The sequence below is a fragment of the Bifidobacterium ramosum genome (assembly GCF_009299505.1).
GTDB lineage: Bacteria > Actinomycetota > Actinomycetes > Actinomycetales > Bifidobacteriaceae > Bifidobacterium > Bifidobacterium ramosum.
In genome coordinates this window covers 40743-65441 of the sequence record NZ_WBSM01000008.1, presented here as the reverse complement: position 1 = coordinate 65441, position 24699 = coordinate 40743, and the positions used below count along the sequence as shown (strand labels likewise).

Below are 24699 nucleotides of genomic sequence, written 5' to 3'. Positions count from 1 at the left end.
GTTTTTCACTGGAACCGATACGATAAGGCACATGAGCGAAACGAACCATCCCGAACTGTGGCCCGCCCCGACGGCGCACGGGCCGATCAACGCCACCGTCATCATCCCCGGCAGCAAATCGCTGTCCAACCGGTATCTCATCCTCGCCGCGCTCGGCTCCCGGCCGGTCACGCTGGTCGGACTGCTGCGCTCGCGCGACACCGAACTCATGATGGGCGCGCTCGCCGCGCTCGGCGTACGCTGCGACGTCGACCCGAACGTCGAGACCACCGTGACCGTCACGCCACCGGCTTCCGGACGGTTCCGCGGCAACGTCGACGTGTACTGCGGTCTCGCCGGCACGGTCATGCGCTTCGTGCCCGGACTCGCGTTGTTCGCCGACGGGCCGGTACGGTTCGACGGCGACGAACAGGCATACGCGCGGCCCATGAAGCCCGTACTCGACGGCCTCGAACAGCTCGGCGCGACCATCGACTACCACGGCGAAACCGGACGCCTGCCGTTCACGATCACGCCGCCGGCGGAGTTGCTGGGTACCGACGGTGGCAGTGGTACCGGTATTGGTGCCGGTACCGCGCATGTCGCGATCGACTCGTCCGGTTCGTCGCAGTTCATCTCCGGACTGCTGCTCATCGGCTCGCGGCTGTCCGGGGGTCTCACGCTCACACATACCGGCGAGAAGACGCCGAGCCTGCCGCACATCCGCATGACCATCGCCGACGTGAACGGGGCCGGCGGGCATGCGCTCGCCGACGAGGCCGCCCGCGTGTGGACGGTGCGGCCTGGTGCGTTGCAGCTGCCGGACCGCGTGGTCGTGGAACCCGATCTGTCGAACGCCGCGCCGTTCCTTGGTGCCGCGCTGATCGCCGGCGGCACGGTGCGCGTGCCGCATTGGCCGGTCGAGACGACCCAGCCGGGCGGGCTGCTGCCGGGATATCTCGAGCGCATGGGCGCGGCCGTCACGTTCCCGGAACGTGACGGCATCCGGTATTGCGAGGTGACGGCTGCGACTGGCGGTGCGGTTCGCGGCCTTGGTGACTTCGACCTGACCGCGGCGGGGGAGATCGCGCCGTCGCTGGCGGCGATCCTCGTGTTCGCCGACGCGCCGACGCGCATGATCGGCATCGGCCATCTGCGCGGGCATGAGACGAACCGTCTCGAAGCGCTGGTACGTGAGATTCGACGTGTCGGGGGAGCGGCGCGCGAACTGCCGGACGGCATCGAGATCACGCCGGTGCCGCGCGCCGACCTGCACGGCGCGGTGATGGAATCGTACGCCGATCACCGCATGGCCACGTTCGCCGCGATGATCGGGCTCGCGGTGCCGGGCGTCGAGATCGTGAACGTGGCGACCACGCGCAAGACCCTGCCCGACTTCGTGGGCATGTGGACGGGCATGCTGGCGTAACCTGGCGGCCTTATCGTGTGGCGGAAAACGCTCGCTGAGACCGCGCTCAGCGAGCGTTTTCCGCCACACGGGAACGGGTTGCCGTACATACGACGAGGGGTGCTGTAGCGATTCCCGTGTCAGGAATCGCTACAGCACCCCTCGTGACGTTTCAGCCGTCCAGCTGTTCAGTGGCTCACTTGGCGAACTTGTTGCCGTAGGTGTCCTCGCCGGCTTCCGCGATGGCGGCGGACTTGCGGGCGATGGCCAGCTCCTCGTTGGTCGGGATCACGGCGATGACCACGGACGAATCCGGGGTGGAGATGACGCGCGGCTCCTTGGAGCGCTTCGCGTTCTTCTCCTCGTCGAGCTTGACGCCGAACGGGGCGAGCTTCTCGCACACCATCTTGCGCACGATGTCGTCGTTCTCGCCGACGCCGGCGGTGAAGGTGATCACGTCCACGCCGCCCATCTGCGCGGTGTAGTTGCCGATGTAGCCGACAATACGGTGCACGTACACATCGAGCGCCAGCTTGGCGTCCTCGTTGCCCTCGGCCACCAGACGGTGCACCTCGCGCAGATCGCCGAAGCCGGTCATGCCCATCATGCCGGAGCGCTTGTTGAACAGGGCGTCCAGCTCGTCCACGTTCATGTGGGCGTTGCGGATGAGGTGGAACACGACGGCCGGGTCGATGTCGCCGGTGCGACCGCCCATGACGAGGCCCTCGAGCGGGGTCAGGCCCATCGAGGTCTCGACCGGCTTGCCGGAGATCTCGGCGGAGGCGGAGGCGCCGTTGCCGATGTGCAGGACGATCTGCTTGAGGCCTTCGGCCGGCTTGCCGATGACTTCCGGCACCACGGAGGAGATGAACTCGTGGGAGGTGCCGTGGGCGCCGTAGCGGCGGATGTGGTACTGGTCGGCGATCTCCTTGTTCAGCGCGTAGGTGCTGGACGCCTTCGGCAGCTGGAAGAAGAAGGAGGAGTCGAACACGAAGATCTGCGGCACGTCCGGCAGCAGCGCGCGCATGACCTCGGCGCCCTTGGCCTCCGGGCCGTTGTGCAGCGGGGCGAGCACGGCCAGATCCTTGACCTGGTTGATGGTCTTGTCGTTGACCAGCGCCGGCTTCGGGAAGAGGGAGCCGCCCTGGACCACGCGGTGACCGACGGCGACGATGTTCGCGTCGGCGAGCTTCGGGCCGTACTCCTCGAAGAAGCCGAGCACGCGCTTCAGGCCCTGCTCGTGATCGTGGATCGGCTCCTCGAGCTCGTGCTTCTCGCCGTTGTACTCGTGCTTGTAGTGGCCGTCGATCGGCTCGCCGATCTTCTCGACCAGGCCGGACGCGATACCTTCGCCGGACTCGAGATCAACCAGCTGGTACTTGATCGAGCTGGAACCGGAATTGATGACAAGGACGGTTTTCGCCATTGTGGGCATCCTCCATATTGTTTGCCGTGCCGCGAAACGCGACTTTCCAAATCTTCAGACTACTCGTTGCTTGCTACAAAACGTCCGCCGGGAAGGTCGCCGCACGCCCGGCGGACGGATGTCATGACGTCACTGCTGCGCTTCGATGGCGGTGAGCGCGACGGTGTTGATGATGTCCTGCACCAGCGCGCCGCGGGACAGGTCGTTGACGGGTTTGTTGAGGCCCTGCAGCACCGGGCCGATGGCCAGCGCCCCGGAGGAGCGCTGCACGGCCTTGTAGCCGATGTTGCCGGCGCACAGATCGGGGAACACGAACACGTTCACATGGCCGGCGATGTCGTTGCCCTTGGCCTTGGTGGCGGCCACGGTCGGCGACCATGCGGCGTCGAACTGGATGGAGCCGACCACCGGCAGGTCCGGGGCCTTCTCGCGGACGATGCGCGTCGCCTCCTCGACCACGTCGACGTCCGGGCCCTTGCCCGAGCCGAGCGTGGAGTAGGAGAGCATGCCGACCTTCGGGTCGAGGCCGAAGGTGCGTGCCGTCTCGGCGGACTGGATGGCGATGTCGGCCAGCTGCTCGGCGTTCGGGTTGAGGTTGATCGCGCAGTCGGAGAACACGGCCACGTGATCCTTGAAGCACATGAGGAACGCGCCGGAGACGAGCGACTGGCCGGGCTTGGTCTTGATGACCTGCAAAGCCGGGCGCACGGTGTTCGCGGTGGAGTTGACCGAACCGGACACGAGGCCGTCCGCGTAGCCGAGCACGACGAGCATCGTGCCGAAGTAGCTGGCGTCCTTGAGCTGCTGGCGCGCCTGCTCCTCGGTCATGCCCTTCTTGGCGCGCAGCTCGCACAGTTTGGCGACCATGGGCTTGAGGATGTTCTCGTCGTCCATCGACTGGAAACGAGCCTTGTCGAGCGCGTGCAGGCCGAGTTCGGCGCCGCGTGCGAGGATCGCGTCGCGGTCGCCCACGATGATGAGGTTCACGACCTCGCGTTCGAGCAGGTAGTCGGCGGCCTTGAGGATGCGGTCCTCCTCGCCCTCGGGCAGTACGATCGTCTTCTTGTTGACCTTCGCACGGCCGAGCAGGCTGTGCTGGAACGCGTACGAGGTGACGGGGAAGTCGAGGTCGACGTCGAGCGCCTTGAGCACCTCCTCGGTGGGCACGTTGTCCTGGAACGCCTTGAGCGCGGCGTCGGCCTGCGACTCCTCGACGAACGGCGTCTGCGGAATGGTCCACACCGGCAGTCCGAATCCGGCGAGCGTCTCCTTGACGGACACGGCGTGGCGCGGCTCGCAGCCGGTCACGAAGATGCCGAGCACCTTGTTGCCGGCCGCCTCCATGCCTTCGATCGACAGCTGCACGGTCTCGCGCAGCTCGTCGGGCCAGCGGTCGATGGTGCACACGGCGAGGAACACGCCGGCCTGCAGGTCGGCGGCGATGTTCGCGTTGAACTCGTACGTGGTCGGATCGTTGACGTGAGACTTGTCGGTGCCGACGATGAGCGCGGCGTCGGCGCGCGAGACGGTCATCGCGTCGTCGAAAGCGGCCACGATGTCGCCGCGCGCGGCCTCCTTGTCGCGGCGCACGACATGGATGTCGAGACCGGTGGACAGCGCCACGCCGAGGCCGGCGTTCGACGCGCCCAGCAGGATCGGCGTGAAGTGGTCGTGGTTGGACACGGCAGGACGGAACACCGCGGTCTTGTACTTGGTGGTCAACGCCTTGAGCACGCCGTAGGCGACGACGTTGCGGCCGTTGGCTCCCTCGGGACTGGCGATGTAGATGTTGGTAACTGCCACAGTGGACTCCTTGCTTGGGAATGATGCTGCCGTGTGACCACGCTGTTCACACTTACCGATCATTCTAGTACGCGGAGGTCGCGAAAGCGGTTTGCCCCGCGATGTGACCTACGTCACATCGTCGCGTTGCGTCGGCACTCCTCCGGGCGGACCGGATTGCGTAAAGCACAACGGACATACAGCCGATCGATGGAGCGGAATCGGCCGTATGTCCGTTGAAGAGAGGGGCGAAGATGGGAAGCGTCTACTTGTGGTAGAGGCTCACGCGTTCGTACTTCGGCTCGCAGCATACGTTGATGCCGAGCTTGCGGTACAGCGCCTCGTCGGTCGGGGAGAGAATGACCGAAAAGAACGCGTCGCAGCCGCGCAGTTGTTCCAGTCCGGCAATCACCTTTGCGGCGAGCGGGCTGACCGAGCTGGTGATCGACAGCGCGATCAGCGTTTCATCGGAGTGCAGGCGGCGGTTCGTGCTGTGCAGGTGCTCGGTCTTGAGCCGGCAGATCGGCTCGATCGTGTTGTCGTCGATCACCGGCAGTTCGGCGTCCACGCCGGTCACGGCCTTGAGCGCGTTCATGAGCAGCGCGCTGGCCGCGCCCATGAGCACGCCGGTCTTGCCGGTGACCACGCGGCCGTCAGGCAGCACCATCGCACCGGCTGGGGCGCCGGTCATCTCCTCCTTGCGCAGCGCGGCATTGCGTGCCGGCGACAGGTTTTCGTCCACGCCGGCGCGCTGCATGATCGAACGGAGACGCTCGACCTGCTCCTCGCCGGTGCCGGTTCGTTTGAGCTGTTCGGCGGCCGTGAAGTACCGTCGCACGATCTCCATCTTCGCGGCATCGCGGCACGCATCGTCGTCCGCGATCGCATAGCCGGCCATGTTCACGCCCATATCGGTGGGGCTTTGGTAGGGGCTGGATCCCATGATCCGCTCCATCATGGCCTTGAGCACCGGGAACGCCTCGACGTCGCGGTTGTAGTTGACCGTCGTCGTGCCGTATGCCTCGAGGTGGAACGGGTCGATGATGTTCGCGTCGTCGAGATCGACGGTCGCCGCCTCGTATGCGATATTGACCGGATGGTTGAGCGGCAGGTTCCAGATCGGGAACGTCTCGTATTTCGCATAGCCGGCCGTGACACCGCGCTGGTGCTCGTGGTAGAGCTGCGACAGGCAGGTGGCGAGCTTGCCCGAGCCGGGTCCGGGCGCGGTGACGACGACGAGCGGACGGCTGGTTTCGATGTAGTCATTGCGCCCGTAACCTTCGGCCGACACGATGCGTTCGATGTCGTGCGGATAACCGGCGATGGGGTAGTGCAGGTAGCAGGTGATGCCGAGCTGCGCGAGACGGCGACGGTAGACGTCGGCGGCCGGCTGGCCCGCGTATTGCGTGAGCACGACCGAACCGACATGGAAGCCGCGGGAGCGGAACACGTCGATCAGCCGCAGCACGTCCTCGTCGTAGGTGATGCCGAGATCGCCGCGCATCTTGGCCTTTTCGATGTGGTTGGCATTGATCGCGATGACGATCTCCACGTCCTGCTTCATGCTGTCGAGCATGCGGAACTTGGTGTCGGGTTGGAATCCGGGCAGTACGCGCGACGCATGGTAGTCGTCGAACAGTTTGCCACCGAATTCCAGATACAGTTTGCCGCCGAACTGCGCTATGCGTTTGCGAATGTTCTCGGCCTGCAGTCTGATGTACTTGTCGTTGTCGAATCCCTGTCGCATGGGCGCCCATCCTTTTCGAACGTCGTCGTAAACGCAAGGATTATACCGGAAAACCGATCCCGCCGCGACATACAAAAGCGGGTCGGAACCATTACGATTCCGACCCGCTTTCGTTGCTTCATCACTCCCATTCGATGGTTGCCGGGGGCTTGGAGGTGCAGTCGAGCACGACGCGGTTGATCTGGCGGCATTCGTTGGTGATGCGCGTGGAGATCGTGGCGAGGACGTCGTAGGGCAGGCGAGACCAGTCGGCGGTCATGGCGTCTTCGGAGGAGACGGGGCGCAGGACGATGGGGGAGCCGTAGGTGCGCTCGTCGCCCTGGACGCCGACGGAGTGGACGTCGGCGAGGAGCACGACGGGGCACTGCCAGATGTCGCGGTCGAGGCCGGCCTTGGTGAGCTCCTCGCGGGCGATGGCGTCGGCTTCGCGCAGCAGGTCGAGGCGTTCCTTGGTGATCTCGCCGATGATGCGGATGCCGAGGCCCGGGCCGGGGAACGGCTGACGCCAGACGATTTCGTCGGGCAGGCCGAGTTCGGTGCCGATGGCGCGCACCTCGTCCTTGAAGAGGGTGCGCAGCGGTTCGACGAGTTGGAACTTGAGGTCCTTGGGCAGGCCGCCGACGTTGTGGTGGCTCTTGATGTTGGCCGCGCCGTCGCCGCCGCCGGACTCGACGACGTCGGGGTAGAGGGTGCCCTGCACGAGGAACTTGACTTCCTTGCCGCGGGCGCCGGCCTCTTCGAGGACCTGGCGCTGGGCCTTTTCGAAGGTGCGGATGAACTTCTCGCCGATGATCTTGCGCTTCTTCTCCGGTTCGGAGACGCCCTTCAGGGCGGTGAGGAAGTCGTCGGCGGCGTCGACGGTGATGAGGCGGATGCCGGTGGCCGCGACGAAGTCGTGCTTGACCTGCTCGACCTCGCCCTTCCTGAGCAGGCCGTGGTCGACGAACACGCAGGTGAGCTGGTCGCCGACGGCCTTGTGCACGAGGGCCGCGGCGACGGCGGAATCGACGCCGCCGGACAGCCCGCAGATCACCTCGGCGTCGCCGACCTGTTCGCGGATCTTCCTGACCTGGTCCTCGATGATGCTGGAGGCGTCCCAGTCGTTGGGCAGGCCGGCGCACTGATGGAGGAAGGTTTCGATGAGCTGCTGGCCCATCGGGGTGTGCTTGACTTCGGGGTGCCACTGCACGCCGTAGAGCTTGCGGGATTCGTCCTGCATGGCGGCGACGGGGGCACCTTCGGTGTGGGCGAGGACCTCGAAACCGGCGGGGGCGGTCTTGACGGCGACGCCGTGGCTCATCCACGTGTTCTGTTCGGCCGGGGAGCCGGCGAGGATGCCGTCCGCGTGGTCGATCGTGGTTTCGGTCTTGCCGTATTCGCCGAGCGCGGCCTTGTCGACGTCCGCGCCGAGCGCGTAGGCCATGGCCTGGAAGCCGTAGCAGATGCCGAGCACGGGGACGCCGGCGTCGAACAGCTTCGTGTCGACGCGCGGGGCGCCCGGCTCGAACACGGAGGCGGGGCCGCCGGACAGGATGATGGCCTTGGGATCCTTGGCGAGGATCTCGTCGGCCGGCATGGAGTGGGGCACGAGCTCGGAGTAGACGCCGGCCTCGCGCACGCGGCGCGCGATGAGCTGGGCGTACTGGGCTCCGAAATCAACGACAAGGACAGGACCTGTTGCCATGAATTCTCCCTTTAATACATGTTGGGTATGCCAGACGGTTAACAGATCCATTGTGGCGGCGCAAGGCGACATTGCCCGGCATCGCGGCACGTCGGGGGAATGTAACAGAGTGTTACGTTCGGTTGAACAACACGCCGCGTGTGATACGGGTGAAGTGAACGCGGTTAATATATATGAAGCACCGATTTTCCGCGGAATATCGCCGTTTTCCAACCGTTCGCCGGTAAATTCCGTGTTCACAAAATCCCCATCGAAAGCAAACAAAAGGTTAGATTTTCATAACATTTTCGAACAGACACGCAAAAAATCGGCCAAAAGTCGGGCTTCGATCGTATGATGCCAAGTGATTGGGATTGAGCACGGCTAAATCGCAAGGTTCGGCACGGCCCATGACCTACCGATAACAATCAATCGCACAACACAGTGCAGGAGTACAGGAGTACATATGACGAGTCCTGTTATTGGCACCCCTTGGAAGAAGCTCAACGCTCCGGTTTCCGAGGAAGCCCTCGAAGGCGTTGACAAGTACTGGCGCGCCGCCAACTACCTTTCCATCGGCCAGATCTATCTGCGTTCCAACCCGCTGATGAAGGCGCCGTTCACTCGTGAAGACGTCAAGCACCGTCTGGTTGGCCACTGGGGCACCACTCCGGGCCTGAACTTCCTCATCGGCCACATCAACCGCTTCATCGCCGACCACGGCCAGAACACCGTGATCATCATGGGCCCGGGCCACGGCGGCCCGGCCGGTACCTCCCAGTCCTACCTGGACGGCACCTACACCGAGACCTTCCCGAAGATCACCAAGGACGAGGCTGGTCTGCAGAAGTTCTTCCGTCAGTTCTCCTACCCGGGCGGCATCCCGTCCCACTTCGCTCCGGAGACCCCGGGCTCCATCCACGAGGGTGGCGAGCTGGGTTACGCCCTGTCCCACGCCTACGGCGCCATCATGGACAACCCGTCCCTGTTCGTGCCGGCCATCGTCGGTGATGGCGAGGCCGAGACCGGCCCGCTGGCCACCGGCTGGCAGTCCAACAAGCTCGTGAACCCGCGCACCGACGGTATCGTGCTGCCGATCCTGCACCTCAACGGCTACAAGATCGCCAACCCGACCATCCTGTCCCGCATTTCCGACGAAGAGCTCCACGAGTTCTTCCACGGCATGGGCTACGAGCCGTACGAGTTCGTCGCCGGCTTCGACGATGAGGACCACATGTCCATCCACCGCCGCTTCGCCGAGCTGTGGGAGACCATCTGGGACGAGATCTGCGACATCAAGGCGACCGCCCAGACCGACAACGTGCACCGTCCGTTCTACCCGATGCTGATCTTCCGCACCCCGAAGGGCTGGACCTGCCCGAAGTACATCGACGGCAAGAAGACCGAGGGCTCCTGGCGCTCGCACCAGGTGCCGCTGGCTTCCGCCCGCGATACCGAGGCCCACTTCGAGGTCCTCAAGAACTGGCTCGAGTCCTACAAGCCGGAGGAGCTGTTCGACGAGAACGGCGCCGTGAAGGAAGACGTCACCGCCTTCATGCCGAAGGGCGAGCTGCGTATCGGTGCCAACCCGAACGCCAACGGCGGCCTGATCCGCAAGGATCTGGATCTGCCGAACCTCGAGGACTACGAGGTCAAGGAAGTCAAGAAGTACGGCCACGGCTGGGGCCAGCTCGAGGCCACCCGTCGCCTCGGTGTCTACACCCGCGACATCATCGCCCGCAACATGCACGACTTCCGCATCTTCGGACCGGATGAGACCGCTTCCAACCGTCTGCAGGCCTCCTACGAGGTCACCAACAAGCAGTGGGATGCCGGCTACATCTCCGACGAGGTCGACGAGCACATGCACGTCTCCGGCCAGGTCGTCGAGCAGCTGTCCGAGCACCAGATGGAAGGCTTCCTCGAGGCCTACCTGCTGACCGGCCGTCACGGCATCTGGAGCTCCTACGAGTCCTTCGTGCACGTGATCGACTCCATGCTCAACCAGCACGCCAAGTGGCTTGAGGCTACCGTCCGCGAGATCCCGTGGCGCAAGCCGATCGCCTCCATGAACCTGCTGGTCTCCTCGCACGTGTGGCGTCAGGATCACAACGGCTTCTCGCACCAGGATCCGGGTGTCACCTCCGTCCTGCTGAACAAGTGCTTCCACAACGACCACGTCATCGGCATCTACTTCGCGACCGACGCGAACATGCTGCTGGCCATCGCCGAGAAGTGCTACAAGTCCACCAACAAGATCAACGCCATCATCGCCGGCAAGCAGCCGGCCGCCACCTGGCTGACCCTCGACGAGGCTCGCGCCGAGCTCGAGAAGGGTGCCGCCGCTTGGGATTGGGCTTCCACCGCGAAGACCAACGATGAGGCCGAGGTCGTGCTTGCCGCCGCCGGCGATGTCCCGACTCAGGAGATCATGGCCGCTTCCGACAAGCTGAAGGAACTGGGCATCAAGTTCAAGGTCGTCAACGTGGCTGATCTGCTCTCCCTGCAGTCCGCCAAGGAGAACGACGAGGCCCTGACCGACGAGGAGTTCGCCGACATCTTCACCGCCGACAAGCCGGTGCTGTTCGCGTACCACTCCTACGCCCACGACGTGCGCGGCCTGATCTACGATCGTCCGAACCACGACAACTTCAACGTCCACGGCTACGAGGAGGAAGGCTCCACCACCACGCCGTACGACATGGTTCGCGTGAACCGCATCGATCGTTACGAGCTGACCGCTGAGGCCCTGCGCATGATCGACGCCGACAAGTACGCCGACAAGATCAAGGAGCTCGAGGACTTCCGTCAGGAAGCCTTCCAGTTCGCGGTCGACAACGGCTACGATCACCCGGACTACACCGACTGGGTGTACTCCGGCCTGAACACCGAGGAGAAGGGCGCCATCACCGCGACCGCCGCCACCGCCGGCGACAACGAGTGACGATAGCCTGATCGCTAGGTCATAAGGAGTCAAGCTCCCCGAGGGATATCCCCCGGGGAGCTTTTTCATTGCCACGTGATCGCTCCACCCACCTGTCGCACGAGGAAAGACGCAACACGACACGAACGGATACGACTACGTAGTCGGTCATCGTATACAATCAAACTGTCCGCACGCTCGCCCTCGAAGAAGAAGGAACGATCCCCCTTGGATGTGTCCCTATCGTATTTCGTCCAACAGGTGCTTTCCAATCCCGCACTGGCCGTGACAACGTTGCTGACGCTCGGCGTCATCTTTGTCAACGGATGGACCGACGCGCCCAACGCCATTGCGACCTGCGTGACCACCCGGTGCATGCGCGTGCGGTCGGCCGTTATCATGGCCGCGGTGCTCAACTTCCTCGGCGTGTTCCTCATGACGCAGGTCAACGCGTCGGTCGCGTCCACCATCTCCACCATGGTCGACTTCGGCGGCGACACGCACGCCGCGCTCATCGCCCTGTGCGCGGCGCTGTTCTCCATCGTCATCTACAGCGTCGGCGCGTCCATGCTCGGCATCCCCACGTCGGAAAGCCACAGCCTCATCGCCGGCCTGTCCGGCGCGGCCATTGCCATCCAGGGCGGTATGGGCGGCATCAATATGGGCGAATGGGTCAAGGTGCTCTACGGCCTCGTGGCCAGCCTGCTCATCGGCTTCGGCATGGGCTGGATCGTGTGCAAGGCTGTTACCCTGATTTGCGCGAGTCTCGATCGGCGACGTACCAACGGGTTCTTCACCTACGCGCAGATCGTCGGCGCGGCCGCCATGAGCTTCATGCACGGCGCGCAGGACGGCCAGAAGTTCATCGGCGTGCTGTTCCTCGGCATGGCGTTCTGCAACGGCCAGTCGAGCGTCGCGGGCGTGGTGATCCCCGTGTGGCTCATGATCCTGTGCAGCACCATCATGGGCGTCGGCACGTCCGTCGGCGGCGAGAAGATCATCAAATCCGTCGGCCAGGACATGGTCCGTCTCGAAAAGTACCAAGGCTTCTCCGCCGACCTGTCAAGCGCGCTGTGCCTGCTGCTCATGACCGTGCTTGGCATCCCCGTCTCCACCACGCACACCAAGACCAGCGCCATCATGGGCGTCGGCGCGGTCCGGCGCCTGTCGGCCATCAACTTCGGCGTGGTACGCGACATGATGCTCACTTGGGTGTTCACGTTCCCCGGCTGCGGCATCATCAGCTTCGTCATGGCCAGACTGTTCATGTTCGTGTTCTAACCGGTACTGTTTTTTTTGAGGAGGACCACCAGCAATGGCACGGAAAAACGACGCGTTCTATTTCGACGGCTTCAAGCGGAGTGCCGACTGCGCATGCCAGGCCGCGCACCTGCTGTCGGACGTGATGCATGACTATAATCCCGAGCGGCTGCGTGAGCGCATGGACGCCATGCATGCGATCGAACAGTCGGCCGACGAGGTGCGCCACCAGATGATGGACGAACTGGTGACCGCGTTCATCACGCCGTTCGACCGCGAGGACATCGCCCGGCTCAGCCATGTGCTCGACGACGTGACCGACAGCATTGAAGGCGTGCTCGACCGCATGTACTACGACAACGTGACCGTGATGCGTGATGACGCGCTGCACATGGCCGACATGGTCGTACGCGCCTGTGAACGCATCGCGCTGCTCGTCGCGGAACTGCCGCAGTTCAAACGCTCCAAGACCCTGCGCGGACTCGTGTTCGACATCAACACCATCGAAACCGACGCTGACCATGTGTTCATCGAGGCGATGCGCACGCTGCACACCACCTGCGACGATCCGATGCAGATGTTCGCCTGGCACGACGTGTACCGCAACCTCGAACAGTGCGCCGACGACTGCGAGCATGTGGCCGACACGGTCGACAGCATCGTCATGAAGAACAGCTGACCGGACGCTCCCCTCAGTCGGCTGCGCCGACAGCTCCCCTCGGGGAGGGAAGCCATGATCCGCCTCCTTGGAAATCGGGATCAGCGGTGGGCGTTGAGCCAGAGGATCGCGAGCTGGGTGCGGTTCGTCAGTCCCAGTTTGTCGAGGATGCCGCTGATGCGGTTGCGTACGGTGCCTTCGCTGACGAACAGCTTCGCGGCGATGTCGCGGTTGTCGAGCCCTTCGGCGACCAATGCGGCGATCTCGCGGTCGCGGTCGGACAGCCGGTCGAACGCCTGACGGTCGGCCGTACGGTCGGCTTCCTCCGGCGAATCCGGTGTTGAGAGCTTGCCGAGCACGTCGGCGCCCAACACGATCTGCCCGGCCATCACCGCCTGCAACGCCGGGCCGACCGATGTGACGTCCTGCTTGATGAGATAGCCGCGCGCGCCGAGCGACACCGCCTGTGTGATGTACGATCGGTCCGCGAACGTGGTCAGGAACAGGATCTTCGCCGCCGGATCCTTGGCAAGAATCTCGCGCGCCGCGGCCAGCCCGTCCTTGCCGGGCATCTGCACGTCGATGAGCAGCACGTCCGGCCGGCTGGACGGCGACCTGAAATACTGTGCCACCGCAGCGTCCCCGTCGTTCGCCGTCCACAGCACGTCCGCCGTATGCGTCGCCGTCAGGATCGTCGCCAACGACTGGCATACGATCGGATCGTCGTCCGCAATCGCCGTTCTCATGACATCAGCTCCTTGATACGCCCGACTCGACGGTGCCGTCATGTTTCCCGTCGGGATCATGGTAGGCCCATCGCCGCTTGGGAACCGTGACGAACACGCGCCATCCATCGTGATACGGGCCACACGATGCCATGCCTCCGAGCGCTCGCACGCGGCTGTCGATATCGGCCAATCCCATGCCGCGCATTGCCTCGCCGTCCGATTCGTCATGACGGTCGGCCATGGCCTTCACCGGGCCCGGATCCTCGATGACCAGCTGCCAGATCGCCGGGAAATCACGCAACGTCACCGTCGCCGTGGATGCATCGCTGTGCCGGACCACATTCGACAGCGATTCACGGATCACTGTGGCGAAACAGTGGGTCACCGGTGCCGGCGCATCCGTGATCTCGTTCGACAGCGTTACCGTGAACCCGGGCGTCGCCATGCCGAACGCATGCGCCGCGTCCGTGATCTGCGCGGCGAAATCCGTACCGTCGTCCGCCAGATCGTGCACGGAACGCCGCACCATCGTCATCGCCTCGTCCAATGTGCCGTGCAATGCGCCGAACCCTTGGGAAGCCACCGCGTCGCCCGTCGCGTCGGCCACCGCCCTGCCGGCCTGCGCCTGCATGATCGCACGGGTAAGCAGATGGCCGACGTTGTCGTGGATCTCGCGGGCGATACGCGTGCGCTCGTTCAGCGTGGCCATGCGCACCGACTGCGAGCGTTCCTCGGCGATGTCGGCCATGCGGCGACGGTTGGCACGGTTGCCGTCACGGGCGATATCCTGCGTATGCCGCAGCGTCCGCCGCAGCCGCAGCACCGTCGCGCGCGACCGGCCCAGCATCAGACCGATCACGGTGACCAGACCGGCCACAAGCAGTATCAGCCGGTCGGAGACATCGCCCATACGCGCCATGGCGATGGTCGTCGGCACTAGCGGCGACAGCCATCTGACCAGCCTATCCGCGCGCGCATCATGCCACGCCACTGGCAGACGCGCCAGATCATAGGCGACGACCGGCAAAAACACGCACCAGCGCGGCATGAGCAGGGCTGCCACGATGCAGACGCCCGCCGGCAGCGCGGTCATGGCAGGAGCGACGCGTCGCAACATCAGCCATTCGCCCAGACAGGACAGGGAGATCGCCGTCAACAGACCGATCAGCGCGGCGGTGTCGCAACCGGACAGCGCGGCCATGGCCGTTGCACAGGCCAAGAGCAACGCTTTGTCCAGCAAGATGAGCATGCCCTCATGGTAGCCGGTTCCCGGGATGCGGCGTGCAGATCCCGGGAACCGGCAAACGCACAGCATCGAACATTGCGCACATCGCGATCAGCGGCGTTCCAACGATTGCGAGAAAAACCGAACATGGGCTGGTTCCCGGGATATTCCGCCGAAAATCCCGGGAACCGGCAAACCCGTGACAAATGTCACGTCCGCCCGGCCACGTCGTGACGGATGGCTGTGGCATCGTCACGCCCCACGCGCGATGATGAAATCATCCCAAGGAAAGGAGCGGACATGACCGACATCACCGACACGCCGGCCGTCCATGTCAGTCAACTGGTCAAACGATACGGCGACATGGTCGCGCTCGACTACTTCGACCTCGATGTGAACCAGGGCGAGATCTTCGGCCTGCTCGGACCCAACGGTTCCGGCAAGACCACCGCCATCAACTGCATCCTCGCGCTGCTCACCTACGACGCCGGCACGATCCGCGTGTTCGACCAGCCGATGACGCCGACCAGCTATGCGCTCAAGCGCCGCATCGGCATCGTGCCGCAGAACGTTGCCGTGTTCAACGAGCTGACCGTCACCGAAAACATCGACTACTTCTGCTCGCTGTACGTGCCGAAGAAAGCCGACCGCGCGCCGCTCGTCGAAGAGGCGATCGACTTCGCCGGACTGCAGGAATTCCGCAAATTCCGCCCGGGCAAACTCTCCGGCGGCCTCCTGCGTCGTCTCAACATCGCCTGTGGCATCGCGCACAGGCCCGACCTGATCTTCTTCGACGAGCCGACCGTGGCCGTCGACCCGCAAAGCCGCAACGCGATCCTCGAAGGCATCCAGAAGCTCAACCGGGACGGCGCGACCGTGATCTACACGAGTCACTACATGGAGGAGGTCGAACAGATCTGCGACCGCATCCTCATCATGGACCACGGCCGGCATCTCGCGCTCGGCATCGCCGACGAACTCAAGGCCATGATCGACACGGGGGAGCGGATCACCATCGAAACGTTCGATCTGACCGACGACGCGCTCGCGGCCGTACGCGCGCTCCCGTTCGTGATCGAGGCGACGTACGACGGCCACGAGCTGGCCGTACGCTGCCGGCGCGGCGACCACAACCTCGTCGACCTGATCGGCGTGCTGCGCGGCGCGGGCGCGAACCTCGGCCATCTGACCAGCCGGCCGCCAAGCCTCAACGACGTGTTCCTCGAACTGACCGGCAAGGCGCTGCGGGACTGAGGAGTGGATGAGGCCGGTCGGGTGGCTCCTCTCAGTCAGCCGCAGGCTGACAGCTCCTCTCGGAGAGGGAAACCATTCGATCGGCACCCACGCCTCACCCAAGGAAAGGAGAACGCCATGTGGAGCACCTTCATCGTCACCCTGAAAATGAACCTGCGCAACAAAAGTTCGCTGTTTTGGCTCATCGTGTTCCCGATCGCGCTGGCGACCATGTTCAACGGCGTGTTCGGCGGACTCGACAAGGCCATGAGCATCACCCCGGTACCCGTCGCCGTCGTCCAGGACACGAACTGGACAAACGCGGTCGGCGCGGACACGCTGATCACCGCGCTCGCCGGCGACGGCAGAACGGATAAGGCGACCGGCGGTGACAACGCCGACACGACCATCGGCGACATCGACATCGACATACGCCTGCTGGACGTCACCAAGGTCGACTCCGCCGCACAGGCCCGTGACCTGCTGACCCGAGGCAAGACGGATGGCGTCATCGCCGCGGACGGCGACGGCCGCATCGCGCTCACGCTCGGCTCCGACACCGTCGCCACGGCCAACAACGGCACGCAGGACGTGGGACTCGATGTCTCCCTCGCCGCGCTCGACAACGTGATCGACCAATACAACCGCACCAGCGCGACCGTGAAAACTGCGTTGAAGGACAACCCGACCGCCGCCCTCACGCGCACGTTCTGGAACGGCATCGGCTCGGCCATGAACGGTACGAAGGAGATCTCACTGACCAACTTCAAACCCGACGTGATGGCGAGATATTACTATGCGCTCATGGGCATGGCCTGTCTGCTCGCCATGTCGTACATGATCCATACCGTCACCACCGCGCAGGCGAATCTCTCCGCACTCGGCATCCGCCGCACCGTCGCGCCGCTCGGCCGCGCCAGACAGCTGCTTGCCGGGTTCCTCGCCGGTTGGCTGTGCTCCTGCGCGTGCCTGCTCGTCGCGCTCGCCTACATCCGTTACGTGTGCGGCATCGCGGTCGGTGGGCGTGAACCGTTGGCCGTGCTCGCCGTGGTGGTCGCCTCGTTCATGACCTGTTCGTTCGGCACGATGATCGGTGCGATCCCCAAGCTCACGGACGGCGTCAAGCAGAGCATATCCACCGCGATCGCCTGCGGACTGTCGCTGTTCAGCGGCCTGTACGGCGGGTTCGCGATGGAATTGAGCGACCTGATCTCGCGCAAGGTCCCGCTGCTCGCCGCCATCAACCCCACCCAACAAGTCACCAACCTGTTCTACTCGCTCATGTATTACGACAGCACCCAGCCGTTCATCCGCACCTGCGCCATCCTGCTCGCGATGAGCGCGGTGTTCCTCATGGCCGGCGTGATCATGCTCAGGAGGCAACGCTATGAACACCTGTAAGGCCACCGTGCGCGTGCTGATCGCGCACCGCACGTACATCATCATCTATCTCGTGCTCATGGGCGTCATGATGTTCACGCTCAGCTGGTCGCAGATCACCGCCGCCAACCGGCCCGTCGCCGACACCTACGAGCCGGCCAAGGTCAACGTCGCCGTCGTCGATCGGGACGACAACCGCGGCGGCATCGCCGGAGCCTTACGCGACTATCTGTCCGAATCCGCCACGCTGATCGATCTGAAGGACGACTCCGAATCGCTGCAGCAGGCCGTCGCCTCGAATTGGACCGATCTCATCGTCATCATCCCGAACGGATACGCGGACCGGTTCCTTGCGGCCGCGCGTTCCGGCGGTGCCATGCCGCAGGTCGAGACGGTCACGAGCTACGCGTCCGGAGCCGGCACGATCGGCGGCATGAACGTGAGCGGATTCCTCTCGCTCGTCCGCATCGCGCTGATCGGCGGACATGCGCACATCGACCAGGCCGCGCTGAAGGACTGGTACGTGAAGATGAGTGGGGGAGCCGCCGGCGTCGGGGCATCCGCAGGTCAGAATACCGGGACGGACGGTGACTGGTCGAAGATCGCGGTCGATCCGTCCGCGTTCGACATCGAGTCGCTGCCGGAAGGCACGATGACCGATCTGACGATGGACGATGTGAAAAATGCCGCCGACAGTGCCGCGAAGACGGCGCATGATGCGGATATCAACCGTACGGTCGCCGTGGAGAAGATCACGTCGAAGGACAAGCGAGATGCCGGCACGGTGAATCCGGTCGCATCGGGATTCGGCGACACGATGAAAACCGCGGTGTATCCGCTGTTCCTGACATTGAGCGTGTGCGTGAGTCTCGTGTCGCGCGTATTCGGCGCGGGGGAGCTGCGGCGCAGGCTTGCGGCGTCCCCGGTGGCGGCGTCGATCGGATTGAAACGCATGGGTGTGCTCTGCGTCTTCGCGCTGTTGATCTGCGTGGCCTACCTCATCGCCGCATTGGGGCTGACGGCCGCGGCCGGAGCCGATCCGACCGTGTTGCCGACGACGGGTGTGGCAATGACGTTTGGTTCGGCCTGCATGTTCAGCCTCATGTGCGTGGCCTGCGGGTTCATGCTTGGCGAGTTCGGCGCCTCCGATACGGCCGCCAACGGATTCGCCAACGTGTTCGGCCTGCTCATCATGTTCACCTCGGGCATCGCGTTCCCCGTGAGCATGATGCCCGACGCGATCGTTCCGCTCGTCACGCTGACGCCTGGCTGGTGGTACACGTCGTCGATCGACGCGGCGCTTGGTGTCGGCACAGGTGGGGCGAACGTCGCCGGCTGGCTGAGCGGGTCGGGCATCGTCGCGCTGTATGCGGTGACGTTCGTGTGCATCGGACTTGCGGTGGGACGGATGCGCCGGATGCGGCCATTGGACACGGCCCCGGCGACGACCCAGCTCGCCGAGGCGTGAGTCGCGTCGCCGCCGGTCACGCGGTTCGGCTGATGTTCAGCCGGTAGCGCTGGTCCGGGTCGTCCTGGAACCGGACCGGGGTGACCCGGCCCTCGCGCAGCAGCTCGCGCAGACCGGTGGTGGCGGCGAGCGGCGTCAGCTGCAGTTCGCGCATGATCTCCTTGACGCTCATCGCCGAATGGCGTTCCAGCACCGTGGTGATCGCCTTGGAGATGTCACCGGGCGAACCAAGCCGTGCGGTGCGCTGTTTGGTGATCGTCATGGTGAACGTGTTGATCGTGTTCACCGTGGTCGCCGGTTCGATGCCGGCCTCGCGCAACGCGGCGGCGATGCGCTGGTAGCCGTCGCCGCCTTCGGGGTTCACGTACCCGCCGCCCGGATACGGGGTCGATTCGAGCAGCGTGAACAGGAACTGGTTGCGGGTCGACTGGAATGGCGTTCCCGACACCGGATGCGGGTCGGTGAGCACGTTATGCGTGACGGTACCGTACAGTCCGCCCGGATTGGCGATCTCGATACGGTCGGTGAACACGCTGACATGCACCTGCGTACCGCGGGCGTCGGGGGAGTAGTCGCGGTGGGTGAGCGCGTTCGCGATCGCCTCGCGCAGTACGATGGGCGGATAATCCGGCTTCTTGGCGCCGATCCAATGCATCAGCGATTCGACCGTGTCGTCGATCATCACCGGGATCGGACCGACGATCGACTTGGATGCGACCAGTCGTTCGTCGCCACGGAACACATCGTCGAGACTGGTTCCGGGGAACACGGCGATCGTGACGCCCAGACGCGGATAGTACTTCTGTGGATATCGCCCCAGCGCCAGCAATCCGGCGAGCGTCGGCCGCAACACGCCGCCGACGTGCGACTCGTCCGAATCGTCGTGACGCAACACCTGCAGATCCAGCAGCGTATCGGTGTCGTTCCGCCCGGCGAACACATGCGGATGCTGGTCGCGCACCCGTTCGAGCAGACCGGAGACAAGCGTGGGATCAAGATCGTCGACCGTGGCGTTCGGCACGATGTCCAGATCGTAGGTCGGCTGCAGATGCTCCTCGATGAGCCGGTCGACCTCATACGAATTCATATGCCGGTCGCCGTCGCCGGTACGGATGTACGAGCCGTTGTACGGTCCCTGTTCGGTCAGGAAGCACGGTTTGTCGCGCGGCAGCATCTCGTCCACGCGGGCGAACACAAGATTCGTGCCCTCGAACGGGCACGTCACGATCGTCGGCCTGACCGGCGGCGTCATCTTCTCGCACGCCTGGCTGAGCGACTCCTGCATGGCGCGCGCATTGAACCCCTCGACCGGCGTGAACCCGGCCTTTTCCGACAATCCCAGAATGATCCAGCCGCCCGAACCGTTCGAGAATGCGGACAAGGTGTCGGTGATGGTCGATGAGATGCGACGTTTGCACTCCTTGACCTCGCATTGCTGGGTGTCGTTGCCGATCAGACGCATCAGGTTGATCAGCTCGGTCATCTTCGCGGTGTAGTCGTCGGTCATGGCCAGCCTCCTTGACACCATTGTGCCGCAGGCGAAGCCGCCGGGACGGCGGTTCATGGAGAATTCACATACACGAAAGGCTTCCTGCCGAGATCGGCGGGAAGCCTATGCATGATGGTTCGTCTTGCCGCGGGCGGCGAGACTGTGCTTATTATTCCTCGCCGCGAGCAGCGAGGCTGTGCTTACTGTTCCTCGCCGCGGGCGGCGAGGAAGTGCTCCTCGCTCGGCAGGACGGCGTTGAGGATGACGGCGACGACGAAGGCGACGGCGATGCAGTTCGAGGCGAAGATCTGCTGGAACAGGGCCGGGAACTGGCTGAAGATATCGCTCACCTGCGTGAAACCGATGCCGATCGTGAGGGAGAGCGCGGCGATCGTGATGTTGCGCTGCGAGAAGCCCGCCTCGGCGATCATCTGGAAGCCGGAGAGGATGATGTTGCCGAACATCATGATCGTGCAACCGCCGAGCACGGCCTGCGGCAGCGAGTTGAACACTTCGGCGATGGCCGGCACGAAGCTCGCGAGCACGAGGATCAGACCGCCGGAGAGGATCACCTTGCGGTTGACGACCTTGGTCATGGCCACGAGGCCGATGTTCTGTGCGAACGAGGTCAGCGGCAGGCAGCCGAACAGGCCGGACACGGAGGAGATCAGGCCGTCGCCGGCGATCGCGCCCGCGGTCTCGCGCTCGGTGGGCTGGCGGTTCAGGCCGACCTTCGTCAGCGCGGCCGTGTCGCCCAGCACCTCGACCGAGGAGACGACGTACAGCAGGCCGAGCGAGATGATCGAACCCCAGTCGAACGTCGGCTTGAACGGCATGAACTGCGGCAGGGAGACGATCGCGAGGTTCTGGAAACCGGAGAAGTCGACCTTGCCCATGCAGATCGCGACCACATAGCCCACGACGAGACCGAACAGCACGGACAGCTGCTTGGCGGTCCCCTTCATGAGCAGCTGGAACGCGAGGCAGGCGACGAGCGAGATCAAGCCGAGCGTCAGGTTCTGCCACGAGCCGAAGTCCTTCGCGCCGGAGCCGCCGCCGAACGAGGTCGCGCCCACGTTGAGCAGCGAGAAGCCGATCGACGTGACGACGATCGCGGAGACGATCGGCGGCACGAACCGACGCCAGTACTTGGCCGTCAGACCGAGCACGAGCTCGAGCAGACCGCCGACGATCACCGCGCCGACGACCGCGCCGTAGCCCTTGTCCGCGGCGATCGCGCACGCGGCCGCGACGTACGTGAACGAGATGCCGGTGACCATCGGCAGTCGCGAGCCGATCAGCCACGCGCCGTACAGCTGCAGGCAGGTGCCGAGGCCCGCGACCAGCAGACCGGCCTGGATGATCGCCGCGGACTGGACCGCATCCATCTTCGCGGCGGACGCGACGATGAAGATCGGGGCGAGGTTCGCCACGAACATGGCCATGACGTGCTGCAGACCGAACGGGATGCCCTTCCAGAACGGGACGGGCGCGTCGAGACTGCTCAGCGCTTCGAATGAGACGGCCTCGGATTGCTTCTTCTCAGACAAATTTGGTTCCTCTCTTCTTGCTCTCTGATTGCTCTTGGGATCAGTGACGGAATTCGATCTCGCCGGTCTTCGGATCCATCGACTCGACGATCGCCAGCGAATCCACGTCGTAGCCCTCCTCGCGCAGCTGGTCGCCGCCGCCCTGGAAACCCTTCTCCACGGCGATGCCGATGCCCTCGACGGTGGCGCCCGCATGCTTGCAGATGTCGATCAGGCCGTGCAGCGCCTTGCCGTTCGCGAGGAAGTCGTCGATGAGCAGCACATGGTCCTCGGGGCCAAGGTACTTGCGCGAGACGATCACCGGGAATTCGCGCTGCTTGGTGAACGAGTACACGGTCGTCACGTACTGGTCTCCGTCGAGGTTGATCGACTGCGCCTTCTTAGCGAACACGACCGGCACGTTGCCGAAGTGACGCGCGGCCACGCACGCCATGCCGATGCCGGACGCCTCGATGGTGAGGATCTTGGTGATGGGTTTGCCGGCGAAATGCTCGGCCCACGCCTTGCCCATGGCATCGTACAGCGCCACGTCGCACTGGTGGTTCAGGAAGGCGTCGACCTTCAGCACGTTGCCTTCCTTGACGGTTCCTTCCTTGCGGATGCGCTCTTCGAGCTCCTTCATACAACCCCTTTGATCAGGTGAAACGGCGGTTAATTATGGATGTAGCATACGCGACGCAGATGACCTCGGCACGGGCTCCCCGAAGGGTCGAGCCTGTTGTGTAGCCTTGCAGCGCACGAAACGCGATGGAAGGCTCGAGGGAAGTGGTCATGCAGCACAATGCGCGCTATGCGAGTATGGACGGTATCAAGGGATTCGCCCTGATCGGCATCATCTGGTACCACTTGGCGCAGCGGTATCTGGCCGGTGGTTTCGTCGGCGTGGATGTGTTCTTCACCGTTTCCGGATTCCTGCTCGGCCTGAGCCTGCTGCGTGAGCTCGACCGGAGCGGGCGCATCGCCGTCGGCTGGTTCTATGTCCGCCGTCTGGCCCGTCTGTGGCCTGCCATGCTGTTCATGATCGCGTCCGTGGTGAGCCTTGGCTTCCTGACCGATCGCGATACGTTGGTGCGCATCGGCGGCAAAAGCGCCGCGTCGGCGCTGTTCGCGTCGAACTGGTATGAGATCGCGACCGGCGGCAGCTATTTCGATTCGACGTCGCCGCAGCTGCTGCGTCACCTGTGGTTCGTGGCCCTGCTCGCGCAGTTCACCGTCATCATGCCGCTGCTGGTGCTGGTGTTGCGGCTGATCCGTCCGTTCGCGGTGCGATTGGCGGCGACGGTCGGTCTGGCCGTGCTGTCGGCCGTGGGCATGGCGTTGCTGTTCGTGCCGGGGGCCGATCCGACCCGCGTATATTTCGGTACCGACACGCATTGCTTCGGACTGCTGCTTGGTCTCGCATTGGCGATGTGCGTGCATCGGCGGGAGACGGACGATGATGCGGCGCATCCGGTGATCGTCGCGCCGTGGCGGCGTGAGACGGCGTCGTGGCTGGCGACGGCCGCGCTGCTGGGGCTGATCGCGCTGATGACGCGCGTCGGGCAGGATGCGTCCGCGTTCCGCGGAGGATTGTTCGCGGCCGCCGCGCTGTCCGTCGTGCTCATCGCAGGCAGCGTCGCCGAAGGATCGTGGATGGGCGGGCTGTTCACCTGGCGTCCGCTTGCGCTGCTCGGCAAATACTCGTATGGCATCTACCTGTGGCATTGGCCGCTGTTCCTGCTGTATCAGGTGATGCTGCCCGCATGGCGCGGCGACGGCATCTGGCTGATCTGGACGTTGACGCTCATCTCCAGCGGCGTCATGGCCGCCGTGTCGTGGTGGATGATCGAGAAGCCCGTCGCCGGCTGGATCGCGGCGATGCGTCGTCGGCGCGCCGCCAAGGCCGCCGACGAACGCCCGGCTGCCCGCACCGCAGCCTCCACGCCGTTCGGCTCGCAGTCGTCGCCGGTGGTCGGCGCGCCCGCATTCCAGCCGCCGGCGACCGCGCAGGACGCGCTGCTGCGCGCCCGCGGCGGCATCGTGCCGTCATGGCTGCGCGCCGTCATCACCACGGTCGTCACGATCCTGGTCGTCGTCGGCTTCGTGTTCGGCGTGATGCATGCGCCCGCCAAGTCGCGCATCCAGATGACGCTCGAACAGAATCAGGGCGAGCTCGACAAGCAGGCCGGCAAACGGCAAAGCGACGCCGAGGCGGCCAAGGCCGCCGCCGAAGCGAAGCGTCGCGCCGAAGAGGCCGCCCGCAAGCGTGAGCAGGCCAAGCAGGAGGCACTCAAGCACCTCGACGGCAAGGACGTCACCGTCATCGGCGATTCGGTCACCGTCGGTGCGTCCCCGTCGTTGAGCAAGCTGCTGCCCGGCGTCGTCGTCGACGCGCAGGTGTCGCGCTCCATCCTCAAAGCGCCCGAAATCGTGTCCACACTCAAGGCGCAGGGGCAGTTGCGCAAGTACGTCGTCATCTCACTCAACACCAATTCGGAATCCAACGCCGCCGAATTCGACGACATCGTCAACGCCGCCGGCGACGGGCACGTGTTCGTCCTCGTCACCGCCTACGGCGACCGGTCGTGGATCCCCGTCGCGAACAAAGCCACCTTCGACTATGCGAGCGCCCATCCGGGCAACGTCACCGTGGCCGACTGGAACGCGGCGATCGGCGCGCAGCCGCAGCTGCTCGGCAGCGACGGCATCCATCCGGGCGAGCAGGGGCAGGAGCTGTATGCGCAGGTCGTCAAGGAGGCGATCGCCGGCTGGATCGCGGACCACGGCGTGTGACGGCAGGC

At 64.6% G+C, this 24699-nt stretch carries 17 protein-coding genes; 8 read left to right on the top strand and 9 right to left on the bottom strand.

Features of this window, described 5'->3' with window-relative positions:
• Positions 1–31 precede the first annotated feature (31 nt).
• Positions 32–1408, top strand: coding sequence for a 3-phosphoshikimate 1-carboxyvinyltransferase (gene aroA / locus DSM100688_RS07965; protein ID WP_152358571.1), 1377 nt, complete (start codon positions 32–34; stop codon positions 1406–1408).
• Between the two features lie 175 nt (positions 1409–1583).
• Here the strand turns inward: aroA and DSM100688_RS07960 are convergent, their stop codons facing one another.
• The 4 genes from DSM100688_RS07960 to guaA all read right to left on the bottom strand — a co-directional run bounded on the left by DSM100688_RS07960 (position 1584) and on the right by guaA (position 8026).
• Positions 1584–2813 carry an acetate/propionate family kinase gene (locus tag DSM100688_RS07960; protein ID WP_152358570.1) on the bottom strand — a complete coding sequence of 410 codons (1230 nt, stop codon included), beginning with the start codon at positions 2811–2813 and terminating at the stop codon, positions 1584–1586.
• Positions 2814–2942: 129 nt separating this feature from the next.
• On the bottom strand, positions 2943–4616 hold the full coding sequence (gene pta / locus DSM100688_RS07955; RefSeq protein ID WP_152358569.1) for a phosphate acetyltransferase: 1674 nt from the start codon (positions 4614–4616) through the stop codon (positions 2943–2945).
• A gap of 244 nt (positions 4617–4860) precedes the next feature.
• Positions 4861–6342, bottom strand: coding sequence for a DUF1846 domain-containing protein (locus DSM100688_RS07950; RefSeq protein WP_152358568.1), 1482 nt, complete (start codon positions 6340–6342; stop codon positions 4861–4863).
• Positions 6343–6463: 121 nt separating this feature from the next.
• Complete coding sequence (guaA, locus tag DSM100688_RS07945; protein WP_152358567.1) at positions 6464–8026, bottom strand: glutamine-hydrolyzing GMP synthase; 1563 nt, start codon at positions 8024–8026, stop codon at positions 6464–6466.
• Positions 8027–8471: 445 nt separating this feature from the next.
• On the opposite strand from guaA, the gene DSM100688_RS07940 reads away from it, so the two are divergent.
• The 3 genes from DSM100688_RS07940 to DSM100688_RS07930 all read left to right on the top strand — a co-directional run bounded on the left by DSM100688_RS07940 (position 8472) and on the right by DSM100688_RS07930 (position 12867).
• A complete protein-coding gene (locus DSM100688_RS07940; protein WP_152358566.1) occupies positions 8472–10949 on the top strand; it encodes a phosphoketolase in 2478 nt (825 codons plus the stop codon).
• A 207-nt stretch (positions 10950–11156) separates the two neighbouring features.
• Positions 11157–12209, top strand: a complete 1053-nt coding sequence (locus DSM100688_RS07935; RefSeq protein ID WP_152358565.1) for an inorganic phosphate transporter — start codon at positions 11157–11159, stop codon at positions 12207–12209.
• A 34-nt stretch (positions 12210–12243) separates the two neighbouring features.
• Positions 12244–12867, top strand: a complete 624-nt coding sequence (locus tag DSM100688_RS07930) for a DUF47 domain-containing protein (protein WP_152358564.1) — start codon at positions 12244–12246, stop codon at positions 12865–12867.
• Between the two features lie 80 nt (positions 12868–12947).
• Here DSM100688_RS07930 and DSM100688_RS07925 read toward each other — a convergent pair whose 3' ends face one another.
• Both DSM100688_RS07925 and DSM100688_RS07920 read right to left on the bottom strand, forming a co-directional pair.
• Positions 12948–13592 carry a response regulator transcription factor gene (locus DSM100688_RS07925; protein ID WP_152358563.1) on the bottom strand — a complete coding sequence of 215 codons (645 nt, stop codon included), beginning with the start codon at positions 13590–13592 and terminating at the stop codon, positions 12948–12950.
• A gap of 4 nt (positions 13593–13596) precedes the next feature.
• Positions 13597–14823 carry a sensor histidine kinase gene (locus DSM100688_RS07920; RefSeq protein WP_152358562.1) on the bottom strand — a complete coding sequence of 409 codons (1227 nt, stop codon included), beginning with the start codon at positions 14821–14823 and terminating at the stop codon, positions 13597–13599.
• 276 nt (positions 14824–15099) lie between these two features.
• Here DSM100688_RS07920 and DSM100688_RS07915 point away from each other — a divergent pair, with 276 nt between their 5' ends.
• The 3 genes from DSM100688_RS07915 (at position 15100) to DSM100688_RS07905 (ending at position 18880) form a co-directional block, all read left to right on the top strand.
• Positions 15100–16053, top strand: a complete 954-nt coding sequence (locus tag DSM100688_RS07915) for an ABC transporter ATP-binding protein (RefSeq protein WP_420837495.1) — start codon at positions 15100–15102, stop codon at positions 16051–16053.
• A gap of 117 nt (positions 16054–16170) precedes the next feature.
• On the top strand, positions 16171–17433 hold the full coding sequence (locus DSM100688_RS07910) for an ABC transporter permease (RefSeq protein WP_152358560.1): 1263 nt from the start codon (positions 16171–16173) through the stop codon (positions 17431–17433).
• Positions 17420–18880: an ABC transporter permease gene (locus tag DSM100688_RS07905; protein WP_152358559.1), complete on the top strand. Its 1461-nt coding sequence runs from the start codon at positions 17420–17422 to the stop codon at positions 18878–18880. Before DSM100688_RS07910 ends, DSM100688_RS07905 begins: the two co-directional genes overlap by 14 nt.
• A 16-nt stretch (positions 18881–18896) precedes the next feature.
• Here DSM100688_RS07905 and DSM100688_RS07900 read toward each other — a convergent pair whose 3' ends face one another.
• From DSM100688_RS07900 to DSM100688_RS07890, 3 genes are all read right to left on the bottom strand, one after another.
• Positions 18897–20387 carry an ATP-binding protein gene (locus tag DSM100688_RS07900; RefSeq protein ID WP_152358558.1) on the bottom strand — a complete coding sequence of 497 codons (1491 nt, stop codon included), beginning with the start codon at positions 20385–20387 and terminating at the stop codon, positions 18897–18899.
• A 182-nt stretch (positions 20388–20569) separates the two neighbouring features.
• Positions 20570–21919, bottom strand: a complete 1350-nt coding sequence (locus tag DSM100688_RS07895; protein WP_152358557.1) for a nucleobase:cation symporter-2 family protein — start codon at positions 21917–21919, stop codon at positions 20570–20572.
• A 40-nt stretch (positions 21920–21959) separates the two neighbouring features.
• Positions 21960–22541, bottom strand: a complete 582-nt coding sequence (locus tag DSM100688_RS07890; protein WP_152358556.1) for a xanthine phosphoribosyltransferase — start codon at positions 22539–22541, stop codon at positions 21960–21962.
• Positions 22542–22690: 149 nt separating this feature from the next.
• Here DSM100688_RS07890 and DSM100688_RS07885 point away from each other — a divergent pair, with 149 nt between their 5' ends.
• A complete protein-coding gene (locus DSM100688_RS07885; protein ID WP_152358555.1) occupies positions 22691–24691 on the top strand; it encodes an acyltransferase family protein in 2001 nt (666 codons plus the stop codon).
• The last annotated feature ends 8 nt before the right edge of the window (positions 24692–24699 follow it).

What these genes read in the sequence shown, in the direction of transcription:
- aroA (WP_152358571.1), top strand. Translation starts at nt 32, where the DNA reads ATGAGCGAAACGAACCATCCCGAACTGTGGCCCGCCCCGACGGCGCAC.
- DSM100688_RS07960 (WP_152358570.1), bottom strand. Translation starts at nt 2,813, where the DNA reads ATGGCGAAAACCGTCCTTGTCATCAATTCCGGTTCCAGCTCGATCAAG.
- DSM100688_RS07950 (WP_152358568.1), bottom strand. Translation starts at nt 6,342, where the DNA reads ATGCGACAGGGATTCGACAACGACAAGTACATCAGACTGCAGGCCGAG.
- guaA (WP_152358567.1), bottom strand. Translation starts at nt 8,026, where the DNA reads ATGGCAACAGGTCCTGTCCTTGTCGTTGATTTCGGAGCCCAGTACGCC.
- DSM100688_RS07940 (WP_152358566.1), top strand. Translation starts at nt 8,472, where the DNA reads ATGACGAGTCCTGTTATTGGCACCCCTTGGAAGAAGCTCAACGCTCCG.
- DSM100688_RS07930 (WP_152358564.1), top strand. Translation starts at nt 12,244, where the DNA reads ATGGCACGGAAAAACGACGCGTTCTATTTCGACGGCTTCAAGCGGAGT.
- DSM100688_RS07925 (WP_152358563.1), bottom strand. Translation starts at nt 13,592, where the DNA reads ATGAGAACGGCGATTGCGGACGACGATCCGATCGTATGCCAGTCGTTG.
- DSM100688_RS07920 (WP_152358562.1), bottom strand. Translation starts at nt 14,823, where the DNA reads ATGCTCATCTTGCTGGACAAAGCGTTGCTCTTGGCCTGTGCAACGGCC.
- DSM100688_RS07915 (WP_420837495.1), top strand. Translation starts at nt 15,100, where the DNA reads ATGACCGACATCACCGACACGCCGGCCGTCCATGTCAGTCAACTGGTC.
- DSM100688_RS07910 (WP_152358560.1), top strand. Translation starts at nt 16,171, where the DNA reads ATGTGGAGCACCTTCATCGTCACCCTGAAAATGAACCTGCGCAACAAA.
- DSM100688_RS07905 (WP_152358559.1), top strand. Translation starts at nt 17,420, where the DNA reads ATGAACACCTGTAAGGCCACCGTGCGCGTGCTGATCGCGCACCGCACG.
- DSM100688_RS07900 (WP_152358558.1), bottom strand. Translation starts at nt 20,387, where the DNA reads ATGACCGACGACTACACCGCGAAGATGACCGAGCTGATCAACCTGATG.
- DSM100688_RS07890 (WP_152358556.1), bottom strand. Translation starts at nt 22,541, where the DNA reads ATGAAGGAGCTCGAAGAGCGCATCCGCAAGGAAGGAACCGTCAAGGAA.
- DSM100688_RS07885 (WP_152358555.1), top strand. Translation starts at nt 22,691, where the DNA reads ATGCAGCACAATGCGCGCTATGCGAGTATGGACGGTATCAAGGGATTC.